Origin of the sequence: Arenivirga flava (assembly GCF_030161575.1) — a bacterium.
Classification (GTDB): Bacteria; Actinomycetota; Actinomycetes; order Actinomycetales; family Microbacteriaceae; genus Arenivirga; species Arenivirga flava.
In genome coordinates, this window is record NZ_BSUL01000001.1 from 133852 (window position 1) to 151112 (window position 17261).

At 72.9% G+C, this 17261-nt stretch carries 14 protein-coding genes, 1 tRNA gene and 3 pseudogenes; 14 read left to right on the forward strand and 4 right to left on the reverse strand.

Features of this window, described 5'->3' with window-relative positions:
* Positions 1 to 94: 94 nt before the first annotated feature.
* Entirely contained in the window at positions 95 to 799 is a 705-nt protein-coding gene (locus tag QQK26_RS00690) for a hypothetical protein (protein WP_284229023.1), read from the reverse strand.
* The gene (locus tag QQK26_RS00695; RefSeq protein ID WP_284229024.1) at positions 796 to 1380 is read right to left on the reverse strand and encodes a SigE family RNA polymerase sigma factor; all 585 of its coding nucleotides are present in this window, start codon (positions 1378 to 1380) and stop codon (positions 796 to 798) included. Before QQK26_RS00695 ends, QQK26_RS00690 begins: the two co-directional genes overlap by 4 nt.
* A gap of 111 nt (positions 1381 to 1491) precedes the next feature.
* On the opposite strand from QQK26_RS00695, the gene QQK26_RS00700 reads away from it, so the two are divergent.
* Both QQK26_RS00700 and QQK26_RS00705 read left to right on the forward strand, forming a co-directional pair.
* The gene (locus tag QQK26_RS00700; RefSeq protein ID WP_284229026.1) at positions 1492 to 2928 is read left to right on the forward strand and encodes a sugar porter family MFS transporter; all 1437 of its coding nucleotides are present in this window, start codon (positions 1492 to 1494) and stop codon (positions 2926 to 2928) included.
* 29 nt (positions 2929 to 2957) lie between these two features.
* Positions 2958 to 3773 (forward strand): CPBP family intramembrane glutamic endopeptidase, encoded by an 816-nt coding sequence (locus QQK26_RS00705; RefSeq protein ID WP_284229028.1) that lies wholly within the window; start codon positions 2958 to 2960, stop codon positions 3771 to 3773.
* A 60-nt stretch (positions 3774 to 3833) separates the two neighbouring features.
* On the opposite strand, the gene QQK26_RS00710 is transcribed toward QQK26_RS00705, so the two are convergent.
* Positions 3834 to 3905 (reverse strand) — tRNA-Arg (locus tag QQK26_RS00710).
* 43 nt (positions 3906 to 3948) lie between these two features.
* Positions 3949 to 4578, reverse strand: coding sequence for a hypothetical protein (locus QQK26_RS00715; protein WP_284229030.1), 630 nt, complete (start codon positions 4576 to 4578; stop codon positions 3949 to 3951).
* Positions 4579 to 4648: 70 nt separating this feature from the next.
* Here QQK26_RS00715 and QQK26_RS00720 point away from each other — a divergent pair.
* The 12 genes and pseudogenes from QQK26_RS00720 to QQK26_RS00775 all read left to right on the forward strand — a co-directional run bounded on the left by QQK26_RS00720 (position 4649) and on the right by QQK26_RS00775 (position 17226).
* A pseudogene (locus QQK26_RS00720) lies at positions 4649 to 6312 on the forward strand (arginine--tRNA ligase).
* Complete coding sequence (locus QQK26_RS00725; RefSeq protein ID WP_284229032.1) at positions 6309 to 7088, forward strand: LmeA family phospholipid-binding protein; 780 nt, start codon at positions 6309 to 6311, stop codon at positions 7086 to 7088. Before QQK26_RS00720 ends, QQK26_RS00725 begins: the two are co-directional and overlap by 4 nt.
* Positions 7089 to 7109: 21 nt before the next feature.
* Positions 7110 to 8513, forward strand: coding sequence for a diaminopimelate decarboxylase (gene lysA, locus QQK26_RS00730; RefSeq protein ID WP_284229034.1), 1404 nt, complete (start codon positions 7110 to 7112; stop codon positions 8511 to 8513).
* 59 nt (positions 8514 to 8572) lie between these two features.
* A pseudogene (locus QQK26_RS00735) lies at positions 8573 to 9855 on the forward strand (homoserine dehydrogenase).
* A 2-nt stretch (positions 9856 to 9857) separates the two neighbouring features.
* A pseudogene (gene thrC, locus QQK26_RS00740) lies at positions 9858 to 10936 on the forward strand (threonine synthase).
* Positions 10933 to 11868: a homoserine kinase gene (thrB, locus tag QQK26_RS00745; protein ID WP_284229036.1), complete on the forward strand. Its 936-nt coding sequence runs from the start codon at positions 10933 to 10935 to the stop codon at positions 11866 to 11868. The pseudogene thrC and the gene thrB overlap by 4 nt, the downstream one beginning before the upstream one ends.
* Positions 11869 to 12048: 180 nt before the next feature.
* Positions 12049 to 14073: a transcription termination factor Rho gene (gene rho / locus QQK26_RS00750; protein ID WP_284229038.1), complete on the forward strand. Its 2025-nt coding sequence runs from the start codon at positions 12049 to 12051 to the stop codon at positions 14071 to 14073.
* Positions 14074 to 14075: 2 nt separating this feature from the next.
* Positions 14076 to 15155 (forward strand): peptide chain release factor 1, encoded by a 1080-nt coding sequence (gene prfA / locus QQK26_RS00755; RefSeq protein ID WP_284229044.1) that lies wholly within the window; start codon positions 14076 to 14078, stop codon positions 15153 to 15155.
* Entirely contained in the window at positions 15152 to 16012 is an 861-nt protein-coding gene (gene prmC, locus QQK26_RS00760) for a peptide chain release factor N(5)-glutamine methyltransferase (RefSeq protein ID WP_284229046.1), read from the forward strand. Before prfA ends, prmC begins: the two co-directional genes overlap by 4 nt.
* Before the next feature lie 229 nt (positions 16013 to 16241).
* Positions 16242 to 16493, forward strand: a complete 252-nt coding sequence (locus QQK26_RS00765; protein WP_284229048.1) for a hypothetical protein — start codon at positions 16242 to 16244, stop codon at positions 16491 to 16493.
* On the forward strand, positions 16490 to 16927 hold the full coding sequence (locus QQK26_RS00770) for a hypothetical protein (protein ID WP_284229050.1): 438 nt from the start codon (positions 16490 to 16492) through the stop codon (positions 16925 to 16927). The genes QQK26_RS00765 and QQK26_RS00770 overlap by 4 nt, the downstream gene beginning before the upstream one ends.
* Entirely contained in the window at positions 16924 to 17226 is a 303-nt protein-coding gene (locus QQK26_RS00775) for a transcriptional regulator (RefSeq protein WP_284229052.1), read from the forward strand. The genes QQK26_RS00770 and QQK26_RS00775 overlap by 4 nt, the downstream gene beginning before the upstream one ends.
* Positions 17227 to 17261: the final 35 nt, after the last annotated feature.

A 17261-nucleotide genomic window follows, 5' to 3' on the forward strand; every position in this document is an offset into this window, starting at 1 on the left:
GCCGTCGTCCTCGGGAGTCTGCCACGAGCGGATGCGCCGTGCTCGTCGTCCCGCGCGCGCCCGGCGCAAGCAGGGGACGAGCGGATGCGCGCCCTCAGCGCAGCTCGATCGGCGCGGGGGAGGAGCGCACGGTGCTCGGCTCGCCCGACTCGGCGAAGAGCTGCACGGTCACGACGGCGTCGTAGTCGCCCGGCGCCGGCGGGCCGTCGCCGCAACCGATCAGCGCGCCCTGGACGTCGATCTCCGTCGTGCCGCCGGCGTCGAGGTCGACGCTGCGCGCAGCGTCCGTGCCGAGGAGCGCCGCCACGACGCGATCGCCGTCGAGCAGCGCGATGGAGGTCACGAGCACCTCGCCGCGCAGGGTGCCGTCGAGGCTGCCGATCGACACGCTCGCGCCTCCGCCGCGGTCCAGGTCGGCGGGCGCGGCGATCTCCACGCCGCGTGTCTCGGCGGCGGCCGCGTCGGGCAGCGCGCAGGCGTCGCCCTCGCGCACCTGCGGCTGCGACGGCGCGGACTCCGCATCGGTCGAGAACGTGCCGCCATCGGTCGCGGGCTCCTCGGAGAGCACGGCCGTGTCGGACGCCCCCGGGCCGCCGTTGCCGGGCAGCAGCACGCCGACGAGCCCGGCCCCGGAAGCGATCAGCGCCACCGCGAGCGCGCCGCCCGCGATCGCGAGCCGTGGCTTCCGGCGTCGGCGCGAGCCGCGCAGCACGGCCTCCACGTCGACGCCGCGCCGACCGGGCTCGGACGCCTCGTGCAGGGCGGCGCGCAGCCGGTCCCGTTGCGGATCCTCTGTCATCGCCGTCGTCCTTCCACCGGGCCGAGCACGTCGCCGAGCTTGGCGAGCCCGTCGCTGAGGTACCGCTTCACCGCGCCGGAGCTGATGCCGAGCGTCGCAGCGACGCGGTCGACCGTGAGGTCCTCGTAGTAGCGCAGCACCACGCAGGCGCGCTCGCGCGGGCTGAGCCGCACCAGGGCGCGCCGCACCTCCAGGCGGGTGTCGACCGCGCCGTCGCTCGCGGGCACGCTGTCCGGTTCGGCGGCGAGGTGCGCGACCTTGCGCCACCGGCCGCTGCCCCGCCACTGGTCGAGGCAGCGGTTGAGGATGGCGCGGCGCACGTAGGCCTCGGCCTTCTCGACCCCGTGCCCGTTGCGCAGGCGTCCGAACGTGGCGACCAGCGCATCCTGCATCAGGTCGGCGCCGTCCTCCGGATCGCCGCAGAGCAGCGTCGCGTACCGCAGCAGCGCGTCGCCGCGGTGCTCGACCAGATCGGCCACGACCCGCTCCCACTCGGCGGTCCGGGGCGCGATGGAGTCCGCCCCCGCGGGGCTCCCGCCGCGTCGCGCCTCCACGGACGACCACACTGCCACGCTGCTCATGACCTCCGCGATGCCGCAGCGGCGCGTCGCGTCGGGGTGCTGCCTGGACGCGGCCGCAAAGTCGTCCCGTCCTCGTCAGCGGGCGCCGGGGCCAGGTCTACCGTTGGCTGAGTGAACGCGCAGAAGACCTCCAGCAGTACGAACCGCAAGGTCGTCGGGCTCGCCATCGCGGGTGCCGTCGGCGGCTTCCTCTTCGGCTTCGACTCCTCGGTCATCAACGGGGCGGTCGACGCGATCGAGGGACAGTTCGCGCTCAGCGACTTCCTCACCGGCTTCGCCGTCGCCAGCGCCCTCCTCGGTTGCGCCGTGGGCGCCTGGATCGCGGGCGGCGTCGCCGATCGCTGGGGCCGCATCCCCACCATGCTCGTCGGCGCGTTCCTCTTCCTGATCAGCGCGATCGGATGCGGTTTCGCCTTCGCCGTGTGGGACCTCATCCTCTGGCGCGTGATCGGCGGTTTCGGCATCGGCATCGCGTCGGTGATCGCCCCCGCCTACATCGCGGAGATCTCGCCGCGTCAACTGCGCGGCCGGCTCGGCTCGCTGCAGCAGCTGGCGATCACGATCGGCATCTTCACCGCCCTCCTCTCCGACGCCCTCTTCGCGGAGGCCGCCGGCGGTGCGGCGAACGAGCTGTGGTTCGGCCTCGAGGCGTGGCGCTGGATGTTCCTCGCCGGCGCGGTGCCCGCGGTGGTCTACGGCGTCATCGCCCTGAGGCTGCCGGAGTCGCCGCGATTCCTGGTGCGCAAGGGCAAGGAGGACGACGCCCGCCGCATCCTCACCTCCATCACGCCGCCGGACGAGGTCGAGCGCTCCTACAAGGAGATCCACGAGGCCATCGCGGCCGACGAGGCGGCCAAGGAGCACGGTACGGTGCGCGGACCATGGCTCGGGCTGAAGCCGATCGTCTGGGTCGGCATCGCGCTCAGCGTGTTCCAGCAGTTCGTCGGCATCAACGTGATTTTCTACTACTCCACGACCCTGTGGCGCTCCGTCGGCTTCGAGGAGAGCGACTCCTTCACCATCTCGGTGATCACTTCGGTCACGAACATCGTCGTCACCCTCATCGCCATCGCGCTCATCGACCGCATCGGCCGCAAGCCGATCCTGCTCGTCGGCTCGGCCGGCATGGCGCTCTCGCTCGCCACCATGGCCGTCGCGTTCTCGCAGGCCGTGCAGGTCGACGGCGAGCCGAGCCTGCCCGGCTCGTGGGGCCCGATCGCGCTCGTCGCGGCGAACGTCTTCGTCGTCGCCTTCGGCGCCAGCTGGGGCCCGGTGGTCTGGGTGCTGCTCGGCGAGATCTTCCCGAACCGCATCCGCGCCCGCGCTCTCGGCATCGCCGCGGCCGCACAGTGGCTGGCGAACTTCGCGATCACCGTCAGCTTCCCGCCCATGAGCGAGGCCTCGCTGGTGCTCACCTACGGCATGTACGCGCTCTTCGCCGCGCTGTCGTTCCTGTTCGTGTTCAGGGTCGTGCCCGAGACGAACGGCATGTCGCTCGAGCAGGCCGAGACCCTCTTCACCCGCAAGGGCGCCGCGAAGCGCGGCTGATGCGCGAGCTCGCGACCTAGGATCGCTGCGTGCCGCCCACCGAGACGACCGCCCCGACCAGGACGCCGCTCGCGCTGGTCCCCTCCGTACTGCTGGCGCTCTCGGCGCTCGCCCTCTTCGGCTTCCTGCAGCCGCTCGTCGGCTACCCGCTGCTCGCCGCCGCGCTGATCTCGGGCTTCCTGGTCGGCCGGGAGCTCGGCAGGGATCTCCTGCTCATCGGGGTCGGCATCGCCATCGTCTCGACCACCTCCGTCGAGGCCGACGTGTCGTGGCCGAGCTTCATCCGCATCGGCGCCGTGCTCGGCGCTGCAGTGCTCGTGCCGCTCCTCATCGACCGCTTCGTCTACCGCCGGCGGGCCATCGCGTTCCCGTGGCGCAGCCGCGAGCGGAAGACCCGCGGCGAGATCGCGTACCTGATCGCCGTGCCGGTGCTGGGCTGGCTGATCCTGCCGTTCTACTTCATCCGCTCGGGCGCCTACGAGAACTGGCCGCACATCACCGACCTGTCGGAGCTCGGCCGCTTCTTCGTGGGCGTCAACGCGGTCGGCACCTGGGACGAGCTGTTCTTCATCTGCACGTGCTTCGCGCTGCTGCGCCGGCACCTGCCCGACTGGCAGGCCAACCTCGTGCAGGCCGTGATCTTCGTCTCGTTCCTGTGGGAGCTCGGCTACCGCTCATGGGGCCCGCTGCTTACATTCCCCTTCGCGCTGCTGCAGGGCTACCTGTTCTCGAAGACCCGCTCGCTCGGCTACGTGCTGGCCGTGCACCTGCTCTTCGACGCGATCGTGTTCCTCGCGATCGTGCACGCGCACAACCGCGACTGGTTCCCGGTCTTCCTCTACTGATCGGATGCGGCGGGAACGCCGAAGGGCCCGTCAGCGGTGCCGACGGGCCCTTCGCAGTCGTGCCCCCGGAGGGATTCGAACCCCGACCTACGGTACCGGAAACCGGCGCTCTATCCCCTGAGCTACGGAGGCGGACTGGGCAACACTACCACCGCGGCGGTGCCGCCGACGCCGCTCAGGCGGCGGGCAGCCCGTCGACCGCCGAGCGCACGATCTGCTCGGCCTCGCCCGGCTCGACGAAGGCCGTCGAGGTCGCGACGACGCGGTACGGGCCGCTGAAGACCTGCGCCTCGCCGACGCCGTCGACCACCGTGAAGTACCCCTCGGCTCCGAAGGTCGGCACCGCGGTGCTCGACGCCTGCAGCGCCTCGTGCCGGTCGACGATCTCGCCGTCGCTGAGCTGCGAGACGCCGACCTCGATCGTGATGCCGCTGGTGAGGTTGACCCACTGGCAGCTGATGCCCTGCTCGGCGACGACCTCGGCCTGTGCGCTGCCGGCGGCCGGGGTCCAGTCGTCCTGGCGGCCGAAGTTCGGGTTGTAGGCGTACATCTCGTCGAGGGTCAGCACCTCGTCGCAGCCGAACGCGACCGGGGTGCCGTCGGGCTCCGGCGCCTCGGAGGCGCTCGCGCTCGGCGCGGGGCTGCTCGACGGTGCTTCGGCGCTGGGGCTCGGCGCCGCGGCGCTCTCGCTGGGCTCAGGCTCCCCCGACGCGGGCGTGCAGCCCGCCAGCAGCAGCCCGGCGGTGGCTGCGACGGCACCGATCGTGACGAGGCGGGATGAGCGGATGCGGGGCGGGCGCGACATGGTCAGGACTCTATCCGCTGCGTCGCTCCCCATCGGGCGCCGAGCGCGGCGGCGGCTAGGATCGTCCCCCGTGACCCCCGAAGAACTCGCCGCCCGTCTGCACGCCATCGTCCTCGGGATCGTCGAGCGACGCGGCCTCGGCGAGACCGTGGCGGTCGCCCCGGACGACATCACCCTCGAGCGCCCCCGCAACCGCGAGCACGGCGACTGGGCGAGCAACGCCGCCATGAAGCTGGCCAAGAAGGTCGGTGCGAACCCGCGCGAGCTCGCGGCCGAGATCGTCGAGGGCGTGCGCGCCATCGACGGTGTGAGCGCGGTCGACATCGCCGGTCCCGGCTTCATCAACATCACCCTCGACGCGGCAGCCGCCGGCGCTCTGGCGAAGGCGATCGTCGAGGCGGGGAGTCCTACGGCTCGAACGACGCCCTGGCCGGCCAGAGCATCAACCTCGAGTTCGTCTCCGCCAACCCGACCGGCCCGCTGCACATCGGCCACACCCGCTGGGCCGCGCTCGGCGACGCCCTCGCCCGGGTGCTGAGGGCGTCCGGAGCGGATCTGCGCAGCGAGTTCTACATCAACGACGCGGGCGCGCAGATGGACGTCTTCGGTGCGAGCGTGCTCGCGGCGGCGAAGGGCGAGCCGACCCCCGAGGGCGGCTACCCGGGCGAGTACGTGCAGCAGCTCGGCCGTCGCGCCCTCGAGGCCCGCCCGAACCTGCTCGAGCTGCCCGAGCACGAGGCGCTCGCCGAGGCGCGCGAGCTGGGCTACGCGTTCCAGCTCGAGGAGATCAAGGCCTCCCTCGAGCGCTTCGCCGTGCACTTCGACATCTGGTTCTCGGAGCGCGTGCTGCACACGAAGGACGCGGACGGATCGAGCGACGTCGACCGCGCCGTCGAGCGGCTGCGCGCGCAGGGCCACGTGTTCGACGAGGACGACGCGGTGTGGGTGCGCACGACCGACTTCGGCGACGACAAGGACCGCGTGATCAAGCGCGGCAACGGCGTGTACACCTACTTCGCCGCCGACGCGGCCTACTACCTCTCGAAGAGCGACCGCGGCTTCGCCAAGAAGATCTACCTGCTGGGCGCCGACCACCACGGCTACGTGCACCGGCTCAAGGCGATCGCCGGGGCGGCCGGCGAGGACCCGCAGCGCGACATCGAGGTGCTCATCGGGCAGCTGGTGAGCATCAACGGCGCGAAGCTCTCCAAGCGCGCCGGCAACATCATCGAGCTGGACGACCTGCAGGCGTGGCTCGGCACCGACGCGCTGCGCTACTCGCTGGCCCGCTACCCTGCCGACTCGCCGCTGACCCTCGACCCCGAGATCCTGCAGCGCCGCACGAACGACAACCCGGTCTTCACCGTGCAGTACGCCCACGCCCGCACCCGCTCGGTGGCCCGCAACGCCGAGACGGCGGGCGTCGAGCGGAGCGCCTTCGAGCCCTCGCTGCTCGCGCACGAGACCGAGAGCGTGCTGCTCGGCGCGCTCGGCGAGTTCCCGCGCATCGTGGCCCAGGCGGCCGAGCTGCGCGAGCCGCACCGCGTCGCCCGCTACGTGGAGGAGCTCGCCGGCCACTACCACCGCTGGTACGACAACTGCCGCGTGACGCCGCTCGGCGACGAGCCGGTCGAGGACGTGCACCGCACCCGCCTCTGGCTCAACGACGCCACCAGCCAGGTGATCCGCAACGGCCTCGGCCTGCTCGGGGTCTCGGCGCCGGACCGGATGTGAGCACCGTCGCCGAGCAGCGTCCGCCCCGTCGCCGACGGGGCCTGTTCGTCGCGCTCGCGGCGCTCGCCCTGCTGATCGTCGCGGGCGTCGTCGCCGACCGCATCGTGCGCGGCATCGCCGAGGAGCGGGTGCGCGAGCAGGTCGGCTCCGCCGTCGGCGTGCCCGCCGACGAGGTCGAGGCGACCGTGCACGGCTTCCCGGTGCTGCTGCAGCTCGCGCAGGGACGGCTGCAGGAGGTCGACGCGACCGTGCCCGGCGCCGACCTCGGTGCCGTCAGCGGCGACCTCGAGTTCACGGCCACGGGCGTGCCGACCTCCGGCGGCGGCGCCGTCGAGGCCGTCGAGGCCCGCTTCGCGATGAGCGAGGACGACCTCGCCCGCGCGGGCGACCTCTTCGGGCTCGCCGCGATCACAGGCGTCTCGCTCGCCGAGCCGGAGGTGCGCGTCGGCGCCGAGTTCGAGGTGTTCGGCATCGCGGTCGGCGTGGCCGTGGGGCTCGAGCCGAGCGTCGAGGACGGCGCCCTCGTGGTGACGCCGTCGAGCGTCGCGCTGAACGGCGCGCAGACGACGGTGCAAGCCATCCGCGACCAGTTCGGCACCCTGCTCGACGGCGTGCTGCAGCCGCGCAGCGTCTGCCTGGCCGATCGGCTGCCCGCATCCCTCACGCTCGAGTCGGCGGAGGTCGACGGCGACCGGCTGGTGGTCGCGCTCGGCGGCTCGGAGGTGCTGCTCGACGCCGAGTCGCTCGAGTCGGGCACCGGCTCCTGCGGCGCCTGAACCCCCGATAGTCTGCTCACCATGCCCGCCAGCCCGCTCGCCCCCGCGTGGCTGTCGTTCCCCGACGACGCCAACGCCCTCGCCCCGCACATCTGGAGCCGCCGCGCCGAGCGCGACGCCTCGGGCGAGCTGACGATCGCCGGCGTGCGCGCGACCGAGCTGGCCGAGCGCTTCGGCACCCCGCTCTACGTCGTCGACGAAGCGGATGCGCGAGGCCGCGCCGAGGAGGTCCGCTCCGCCTTCGACGCCGCGTTCGCCGCCATCGGCGGCAGCGTCAAGGTCTACTACGCCGGCAAGGCGTTCCTGTGCACCGAGGTCGCCCGCTGGGCGACCTCCGCAGGCCTCAACATCGACGTCGCCAGCGGCGGCGAGCTCGCGGTCGCACTGGCCGCGGGCACCGACCCGGCCCGCATCGGCCTGCACGGCAACAACAAATCGCTGCGCGAGATCGATCGCGCCGTGCGGGAGGGCGTCGGCGCCATCATCCTCGACTCGCTCGTCGAGATCGAGCGCGTCGCCGAGGCGGCCGAGCGGCACGGCCGCGTGCAGGCCGTGCGCCTGCGCGTCAACAGCGGCGTGCACGCCAGCACCCACGAGTTCCTGGCCACGGCGCGGGAGGACCAGAAGTTCGGCATCCCGCTCGCGGAGGTGCCCCAGACGGTGGCCCGCATCCGCGCGCACGCGAGCCTGCGCTTCCTGGGCCTGCACTCGCACATCGGCTCGCAGATCTTCGAGGCGGGCGGCTTCGGCGAGGCGGCCGAGCGCCTGCTGCGCGTGCACGCCGTGCTGCTGGCCGGCGGCGAGGTGCCGGAGCTCAACCTCGGCGGCGGCTTCGGCATCGCCTACGTCGAGCACGAGCGGCCGCTGCCCATCGCCGAGATCGCCCAGCGGATGGCCGCGACGGTCGCCGAGCACTGCGCCGCGCTGGGCGTGCCCGTGCCGGTCGTCGCCATCGAGCCGGGCCGCGCGATCATCGGGCCGTCGACCGCGACCCTCTACGAGGTGGGCACCATCAAGCCGGTGCTGGTCACCGACGGCGACGAGCCGGCCGTGCGCACCTACGTCAGCGTCGACGGGGGGATGAGCGACAACGTGCGCCCCTCGCTCTACGGCGCCGACTACACCGTGCGCCTCGCCAACCGCGCCTCCGACGCGGAGCCCGCCCTCATCCGCCTCGCCGGCAAGCACTGCGAGAGCGGCGACATCGTCGTGCACGCCGACTACCTGCCCGGCGACGTCGCACCCGGCGACCTGGTCGCCGTGCCGGCGACCGGTGCCTACTGCTGGGCGCTGTCGAGCAACTACAACTACCTGGCTCGGCCGGCCGTCGTCGCCGTGCGCGACGGCGCGGCCCGCGTGATCGTGCGCGGCGAGACCGAGGACGACCTCCTCGCCCGCGACGCCGGCCTGCACCCCGTCGCCTGAGCGGCGCCCCGAGACTCCCACCCCTGACCGCTCCGCACCCTGAGAACGGATCGCACCACATGATCGAGTACCGCACACTCCGTGTCGCCCTGCTGGGCGCCGGCTCCGTCGGCAGCCAGGTGGCCGCCCAGCTGATCGCCCGCGCCGACGAGCTCGCCTCCCGTGCCGGCGCGGGCATCGAGCTCGCCGGCATCGCCGTGCGCGACCTCGACGCCCCCCGCGATGCGGACCTGCCGCGCGAGCTGCTGACCACCGACCCGCACGAGCTGATCCTCTCCTCCGACATCGTCGTCGAGCTCATGGGCGGCATCGAGTCGGCCCGCACCCTCATCCTCGAGGCGCTCGGCACCGGCGCGGACGTGGTCACCGCCAACAAGGCGCTCCTGGCGGCGCACGGTCCGGAGCTCTTCGCCGCGGCCGAGCAAGTGGGGGCGCAGCTGCACTACGAGGCGGCCGTCGCGGGCGCGATCCCGATCATCCGCCCGCTGCGCGACAGCCTCGCCGGCGACCGGGTGCAGCGGATCCTCGGCATCGTCAACGGCACCACGAACTACATCCTCGACGAGATGCACACCAAGGGCCTCGGGCTCGAGGACGCGCTCGCGGTCGCGACCGAGCTCGGCTACGCCGAGGCCGACCCGACCGCCGACATCGAGGGCCACGACGCCGCCGCGAAGGCGGCGATCCTCGCGGGCCTCGCCTTCCACACCACCGTGCCGCTCGAGAGCGTGCACTGCGAGGGCATCACCGCGGTCACGGCCGAGCAGATCGAGTCGGCGAAGCAGGCCGGGTACGTCGTCAAGCTGCTCGCCATCTGCGAGCAGCTCGACTCGGGCGTCTCCGCCCGCGTGCACCCGGCCCTCGTGCCGGCCGCGCATCCGCTCGCCAGCGTGCACGGCGCGAACAACGCCGTCTTCGTGCAGGCCGAGGCGGCGGGCGACCTCATGTTCTACGGCGCGGGCGCGGGGGCATCCAGACCGCCAGCGCGGTGCTGGGCGACATCGTCTCGGTCGCGCGGCGGCACGTCGCCGGCGGGCCGGGCGTCGCGGAGTCGACCGGCTCGCCCGTGGGCATCGCGCCCTTCGGCAGCATCCAGACCCGCTACCAGGTCTCGCTCGAGGTCGAGGACCGGCCGGGCGTGCTGGCTGCGGTCGCCGGGGTCTTCAACGAGCAGGGCGTCTCGGTCGAGACCGTGCTGCAGTCGAGCTCCGCCAGCGCCGCTACGCTGGTGATCGTCACGCACCTCGCGCCCGAGTCCGCACTCGCCGGCACCGTCGAGGCCCTGCGTTCGAACGACGTCGTCCGCGACGTCACCAGCGTTCTGAGAGTCGAGGGACTGTGAGCATGGCCCACCAGTGGCGCGGAGTCATCCGCGAGTACGCCGATCGTCTTGACGTGACGGAGGCGACCCCGATCGTCACCCTGGGCGAGGGCGGCACGCCGCTCATCCCGGCCCGCGCGCTCTCCGAGCGCACCGGCGCGGAGGTCTGGATCAAGTACGAGGGGATGAACCCCACCGGCTCGTTCAAGGACCGCGGCATGACCATGGCGATCACCAAGGCCGTCGAGCACGGCGCCAAGGCCGTCATCTGCGCCTCGACCGGCAACACGAGCGCCTCGGCCGCGGCCTACGCGACCCACGCCGGCATCACCGCCGCCGTGCTCGTGCCCGAGGGCAAGATCGCGATGGGCAAGCTCAGCCAGGCGATCGCGCACAATGCGCAGCTGCTGCAGGTGCAGGGCAACTTCGACGACTGCCTCGACCTCGCCCGCGACCTCTCGGCGAACTACCCCGTGCACCTGGTCAACTCGGTCAACAACGACCGCATCGAGGGCCAGAAGACGGGCGCCTTCGAGGTCGTCGACGTGCTCGGCGACGCCCCGGACTTCCACTTCCTGCCCGTCGGCAACGCGGGCAACTACACGGCCTACTCCCGCGGCTACCGCGAGGACGCCGAGGCGGGGCGCAGCACGAAGCGTCCGCGCATGTTCGGCTTCCAGGCCGCCGGCAGCGCCCCCATCGTGCTCGGCGAGCCGGTCAAGCACCCCGAGACCATCGCGAGCGCGATCCGCATCGGCAACCCCGCCAGCTGGGAGCTCGCGCTCACGGCCCGCGACGAGACCCGCGGCTACTTCGGCGCGATCGACGACGACGGTATCCTCGCCGCGCACCGCCTGCTCTCGGCCGAGGTCGGCGTCTTCGTCGAGCCCGCGAGCGCCATCGGCGTCGCCGGCCTGCTCGAGCGCGCCGAGGCGGGGAGATCCCCAAGGGCTCCCGCGTCGTGATCACGGTCACCGGCCACGGTCTCAAGGATCCGCAGTGGGCGCTGCGCAACCCCGAGGGCACCGGAGACGTGCAGCCGACCGTCGTGCCCGTCGATGCGGCGTCCGTCGCCGAGGTGCTCGGGCTCCAGGCCGGATGACCGCGCTGCTGGGCCGCGCCGTGCACGTCACGGTGCCGGCGACGAGCGCGAACCTGGGTCCCGGCTTCGACAGCCTCGGTCTCGCCCTCGCGCTGCACGACGAGCTCGAGGTGCGGGTGCGCGAGCAGCCCGGCGCCTCGGTCGAGGTGCGGGGCGTCGGCGAGGGCGAGGTGCCGACCGATGCCACCAACCTGATCGTCCGCTCGATCGCGCACGCCTTCGCCTGGGCGGGGCAGGCGCTGCCGGGTCTCGACCTGGTCGCGCACAACCGCATCCTGCACGGTCGGGGGCTCGGCTCGTCCGGGGCCGCCATCGTCTCCGGCGTCATGGCGGCCAAGGGACTGCTCGACGGGGTCGTCGAGCTCTCCGCGAGCGACCTGCTGCGGATCGCGACCGAGCTCGAGGGCCACCCCGACAACGTCGCCCCCGCCCTCTTCGGCGGCCTGACCATCGCGTGGACCGGTCCCGAGGGTCCGGGCCACACGAAGCTCAACGTGCACCCCGGCGTCTCGCCGCTGGTCTGCTCGCCGGGGTACGCCGTCTCGACCGAGCTCGCCCGCAGCCTGCAACCGCTCACCGTGCCCCACGCGGATGCGGCGTTCAACGTCTCGCGCTCGGCGCTGCTCATCGCGGCGCTCACGCAGAGCCCGCAGCTGCTGCACGCCGCTACCGAGGACCGGCTGCACCAGGGCTACCGCGCGAGCGCGATGCCCGAGACGGCGAGGCTCGTGCTGGCCCTGCGCGGTGCCGGCCACGCCGCGGTTGTCTCCGGCGCCGGCCCGTCGCTGCTCGTGCTCTGCAGCTCGCCCGCGGAGCGCCTCGCGGCGGCGGCGATCGTCGACGCGCAGGCTGACACGCCCTGGCAGAAGCTCATGCCGGCCGTGGATGTCAAGGGTGCTACAGTGGTGCCGCACCGGGTCGATCCCGACTAACCCGAAAGCCCTCCAGTGCTACGGAGGGTTGCGGTCCAGGTTCCCCGGTGGTCATCCAACATCATCGCTCCCGCATCTCCGGTGAGCTCCGGGGTCCAGTAGCACGATCTTCCTCCTCGGCTGCCGAATGCGGGGGTCCCACCTGACGCGCCGTCGCGCGCGTGAGGCGAAAGGAACTTCGTGACTGATCTCGATGTCCGTGCAGAGAACCCGGACTCCGTCGCCGACCTGGCCGCCCTCCGTCTGCCCGAGCTGCGCGCCCTCGCGTCGCAGCTGGGCCTGACCGAGACCGCCAAGCTGCGCAAGGGCGACCTCGTCGCCGCCATCGCCGCCGCCCAGCAGGGCGCCGCCGCCGAGCCGGAAGCCGCCGCGGCCGAGGCTCCCGCTGCCGAATCCGCTGCGGACGACGCCGCCGAGGCGCCGGCCACCGAAGCACCGGCCACCGAGGCACCGGCCACCGCTCCCGAGGCACCGGCCGAGGAGACCGCGGCCGCCCCGCGCCGTCGCGCGTCGCGCCGCGTCTCGAGCTCGGGCGGCGAGCCCCCGCGTTCGGCGGCCGCCCACGTCAACGCCGACAGCGTCCCCGGCGAGACCGGCAGCGTCGTCGACGCCCCGGCCCCGCAGGCGCAGGCCGACGAGGTGCCTGCCGGCGAGCAGGAGGGCGCCGAGAAGCCCGCCGCCGGAGAGCGCGGCACCGAGCAGCTCGTCACGGGGCAGGACTCGGCCGAGCAGAGCAGCGCGAGCACCGGCTCCGAGCAGACCCAGCAGGACCGCCCGTCCCGCCGTAGCCGCGGCCGTGGGCGCGGTCGCGGGCGCGACCAGCAGCAGGGCGAGGCCCAGCAGGGCGACGCCGCCGAGCAGCGCGAGCAGAAGCCCGAGGCGCAGGGCGAGCAGAAGGCCGAGGAGACCGAGGCCAAGCCGCAGCAGCAGCGCCAGAACGGCGGCGACGGCGACTCCAACCGCGAGGGCGGCCGGCGCAGCCGCAACCGCGACCGCAAGCGCGGCCGCGGCCAGGGCGAGGGCGACGAGCCCGAGGTGACCGAGGACGACGTGCTGATCCCGGTCGCCGGCATCCTCGACGTGCTCGACAACTACGCCTTCGTGCGCACCACCGGCTACCTGCCCGGTCCGAGCGACGTGTACGTCTCCCTCGGCCAGGTCAAGAAGTACGACCTGCGCAAGGGCGACGCCGTCATCGGCGCCATCCGCCAGCCCCAGGGCGGCGACCAGGGCGGTCGCCAGAAGTACAACGCGCTCGTGCAGATCGACTCGATCAACGGCCAGAGCGTCGAGGAGGCGGGCAAGCGCGTCGAGTTCGGCAAGCTCACCCCGCTCTACCCCCAGGAGCGCCTGCGCCTCGAGACGGCCCCCGAGAAGCTCTCGACCCGCATCATCGACCTCGTCGCGCCCATCGGCAAGGGCCAGCGCGGCCTCATCGTCTCGCCGCCCAAGGCCGGCAAGACGCTCGTGCTGCAGGCCATCGCGAACGCGATCGCCAAGAACAACCCCGAGGCCCACCTCATGGTCGTGCTCGTCGACGAGCGCCCCGAGGAGGTCACCGACATGGAGCGCTCGGTCAAGGGCGAGGTCATCGCCTCGACCTTCGACCGCCCCGCCGAGGACCACACCACGGTCGCCGAGCTCGCCATCGAGCGCGCCAAGCGACTCGTCGAGCTGGGCCACGACGTCGTCGTGCTGCTCGACTCGATCACCCGCCTGGGCCGCGCCTACAACGTGACGGCGCCGGCCTCCGGACGCATCCTCTCCGGCGGCGTCGACTCGGCCGCGCTCTACCCGCCGAAGCGCTTCTTCGGCGCGGCGCGCAACATCGAGGACGGCGGCTCGCTCACCATCATCGCCACCGCGCTCGTCGAGACCGGTTCGAAGATGGACGAGGTGATCTTCGAGGAGTTCAAGGGCACCGGCAACATGGAGCTGCGCCTCAGCCGCCACCTCGCCGACAAGCGCATCTTCCCCGCCGTCGACGTGAGCGCCTCCGGCACCCGCCGCGAGGAGATGCTGCTTGCCGCCGACGAGGTCAAGGTCACCTGGAAGCTGCGCCGCGCCCTCGCCGGGCTCGAGCAGCAGCAGGCGCTCGAGGTCGTGCTCGGCAAGCTCAAGGAGACGCAGTCGAACGTCGAGTTCCTCGTGCAGATCCAGAAGTCGCTGCCGCAGGCAGGCGGCCACAGCCGCAGCGAGGGCTGAGCGTGTTCGAGTCGGTGGCGGTGCTGCTGGCCGAGCACGACGACCTGCAGCAGCAGCTCGCCGACCCGGCGCTGCACGCCGACGCCGGCCGCGCCAAGCGGGTCAACCTCCGCTACGCCGAGCTCAACCAGATCGTCGCCGCGCACACCTCCTGGGTGCAGCTCGGCGACGATCTGGAGGCCGCGCGCGAGCTCGCCCGCGAGGACGAGGCCTTCGCCGAGGAGGTCCCCGAGCTCGAGGAGCAGCTGCGCCTCGCGCAGGAGAAGCTCCGTCGCCTGCTCATCCCGCGCGACCCGGACGACGGTCGCGACGTGATCATGGAGATCAAGGGCGGCGAGGGCGGCGCCGAGAGCGCGCTCTTCGCCGCCGACCTCCTGCGCATGTACGTGCACTACGCCGAGTCGAAGGGTTGGAAGACCGAGCTCCTCGAGCGCACCGAGAGCGATCTCGGCGGCTATAAGGACGTGCAGGTCGCGATCAAGTCGAACGCCTCCGAGCCCTCGCAGGGCGTCTGGGCGCACCTCAAGTACGAGGGCGGCGTGCACCGCGTGCAGCGCGTGCCGGCCACCGAGTCGCAGGGGCGCATCCACACCTCGACCACGGGCGTGCTCGTGTTCCCCGAGGTCGACGAGCCCGAGGAGGTCGCGATCAGCCAGAACGACCTCAAGATCGACGTGTTCCGCTCCTCCGGTCCTGGCGGCCAGAGCGTCAACACGACCGACTCGGCGGTGCGCATCACCCACCTGCCGACCGGCATCGTCGTGTCGATGCAGAACGAGAAGAGCCAGCTGCAGAACCGCGAGGCGGCGATGCGCGTGCTGCGCGCCCGCATCCTCGCGAAGCAGCAGGAGGAGCTCGACGCGGTCGCCTCGGACGCCCGCAAGTCGCAGATCCGCGGCATGGACCGCTCGGAGCGCATCCGCACCTACAACTTCCCCGAGAACCGCATCGCCGACCATCGCACCGGCTACAAGTCCTACGACCTCGACCGGGTCATGGACGGCGCGATCGACGCGGTCATCGACTCCTGCATCCGAGCGGATGAGGACGCGAGGCTCGCCCAGATCGGCGACTCGGAGTGAGCGAGGCGGTGGCCACGCTGTGCGATCGCGCGGCCGCGGCCCTCGCCGCCGCGGGCGTGCCCGATCCCGAGGTGGATGCGGAACTGCTGCTCGCGCACGTGCTCGGCACCAGCCGCGGCGGCGTGCAGGCGCGGCTCGTCACCGGGGGAGCGGCGCCCGACGGCGCCGCCGACGCGCTCGCCCCGCTCGTCGAGCGGCGCAGTGCCAGGGAGCCGCTGCAGCACATCCTCGGCGTCGCCGCGTTCCGGCACCTCGAGCTCGAGGTGGGCCCCGGCGTCTTCGTGCCGCGGCCCGAGACCGAGACCCTCGCGCAGCTCGCCATCGACGCCGCCCTCGCCGCCGCGGGGCCCAGCCCGCGCGTCGTCGACCTCTGCACCGGCAGCGGCGCCGTGGCGCTCTCCATCGGCACCGAGGTGCCGCAGGCGGAGGTCGCGGCCGTCGAGCTGTCGCCGGAGGCGTTCGTCTGGGCCCGTCGCAACCGGGACCGCGCCGGCGCAGAGAACGTGCGGATGGTGTTCGGGGACCTCGCCGAGGCGCTGCCGGAGTGGGACGGCACGGTCGACGTCGTCGTGTCGAACCCGCCGTACATCCCCGTCGGCGCCATCCCGCGCGATCCCGAGGTGCGCCTCTTCGACCCCGCCCTCGCGCTGTACGGCGGCGCCGACGGCCTCGACGTCGTGCGCGCCCTCTCCCGGCGAGCGCTCGACCTGCTGCATCCCGGCGGCTACCTCGTCATCGAGCACGGCGAACTGCAGGGAGCCGAGATCCGCGATCTGCTGACGGCGGACGGATGGAGCGCCGCCGCGACCCAGCGCGACCTCCTGGGCCGCGACCGCTTCACGAGCGCGCTGCGCTGAGCTCGCTGCTGCGCCGCCGCCCCTGCGGCGCGGTGCCGCACGGTGCGGCGCCCGTAGCCGTGCTCGGGTGCCGGTCGCGTCTCCGCTTCGGGGCGCCTCGACGACAACGGGGCATGCGCGCGCACGCCCCTCGTCGCCGAAGCGCCCCATCGTGGAGGGGGAGTCCGGAGCCGGGGAGAGGGAGACGTGCCGCGGCATCCGCGAAAGTACTTGCCATTATGGAAAGTACATGCCAGAGTGGAACCACTTCCACTCGACGCAACGGAACGAGGACGCCATGAACGGCAGTACGCGACGCAGAACCGCCATCGGCAGCATCATCGGCACCTGGGTGCTGGGCGCGACCATCTTCGCGGTGCTCCTGCTGCTGCACGGCCCGACCCCGCCCGTCGTCATCGCGATGAGCACCGGCACGGCCGCGCTGGTCGCCGCGACGACCGCGGGCGCCATCGCGCTGCGTGGCGAGCGGGTCGCGCGATGAGCGCCGAGCGCGAGGACCTCGCGGCCCAGCTCGCGGCCGCCGACGCCGCGCAGGGTGCCGGCGGCGGGCTCGCCGCCGCCGACCGGCGCCGCACCCGGGTGCTCGGGGCGACGATCGGTCTCTCAACGGCGGCTCTGCTCCTGCTCACGGTCTACGTGCCGGTCGACGTCAGCCTCGTCGGCTGGGTTGCCGGCATGGTCGGCTACGGGATCGTGCTCGCCGTGGTCATCACCTGGTACACGCGGACGCGGCGGGCGGTCGCCCGGGGCTTCTCCCTGCAGTACGGGCTCGGCCTCGGCGGCACCATGCTGCTCTACATGCTCGGCATCGTCTCCTCGACGGCAGTCGAGGCGCGCGACTGGTGGATCTGGGTGCCGGCGGCCGTGCTCGTCGCGCTGCCGAGCACCCTCATCCCGAGCGGGGCGCGCCGATGACCGAGGCGCAGCACCCGCGGCATGCGCTCGACGATCAGCTGACCGCCCCCATCCGGCTCAGCATCATGGCTGCGCTCGACAAGCTGGACGAGGTCGACTTCGCCGCGCTGCGGGACGCCATCGAGCTGAGCGACTCGGTGCTCAGCAAGCAGCTGGCCCAGCTCGAGACCGCCGGCTACGTGTCGCTGCGCAAGGGCTACGTGGGCAAGCGCCCGCGCACCTGGGCCAGCGCGACGAAGGCAGGCCGCTCGGCGCTCGCCGCCCACCTGGCGGCGCTGCGCGCCCTCACGGGGCTCTGACGGGGCTCTGGCCGGGCGGGCCGCAGCAGTCCCGC

Bases quoted from the DNA above. Each gene is read 5' to 3' on its own strand.
- QQK26_RS00690 (WP_284229023.1), bottom strand. From the start codon at position 799: ATGACAGAGGATCCGCAACGGGACCGGCTGCGCGCCGCCCTGCACGAG.
- QQK26_RS00695 (WP_284229024.1), bottom strand. From the start codon at position 1,380: ATGAGCAGCGTGGCAGTGTGGTCGTCCGTGGAGGCGCGACGCGGCGGG.
- QQK26_RS00715 (WP_284229030.1), bottom strand. From the start codon at position 4,578: ATGTCGCGCCCGCCCCGCATCCGCTCATCCCGCCTCGTCACGATCGGT.
- lysA (WP_284229034.1), top strand. From the start codon at position 7,110: ATGCCCGCCAGCCCGCTCGCCCCCGCGTGGCTGTCGTTCCCCGACGAC.
- thrB (WP_284229036.1), top strand. From the start codon at position 10,933: ATGACCGCGCTGCTGGGCCGCGCCGTGCACGTCACGGTGCCGGCGACG.
- QQK26_RS00765 (WP_284229048.1), top strand. From the start codon at position 16,242: ATGCCAGAGTGGAACCACTTCCACTCGACGCAACGGAACGAGGACGCC.
- QQK26_RS00770 (WP_284229050.1), top strand. From the start codon at position 16,490: ATGAGCGCCGAGCGCGAGGACCTCGCGGCCCAGCTCGCGGCCGCCGAC.
- QQK26_RS00775 (WP_284229052.1), top strand. From the start codon at position 16,924: ATGACCGAGGCGCAGCACCCGCGGCATGCGCTCGACGATCAGCTGACC.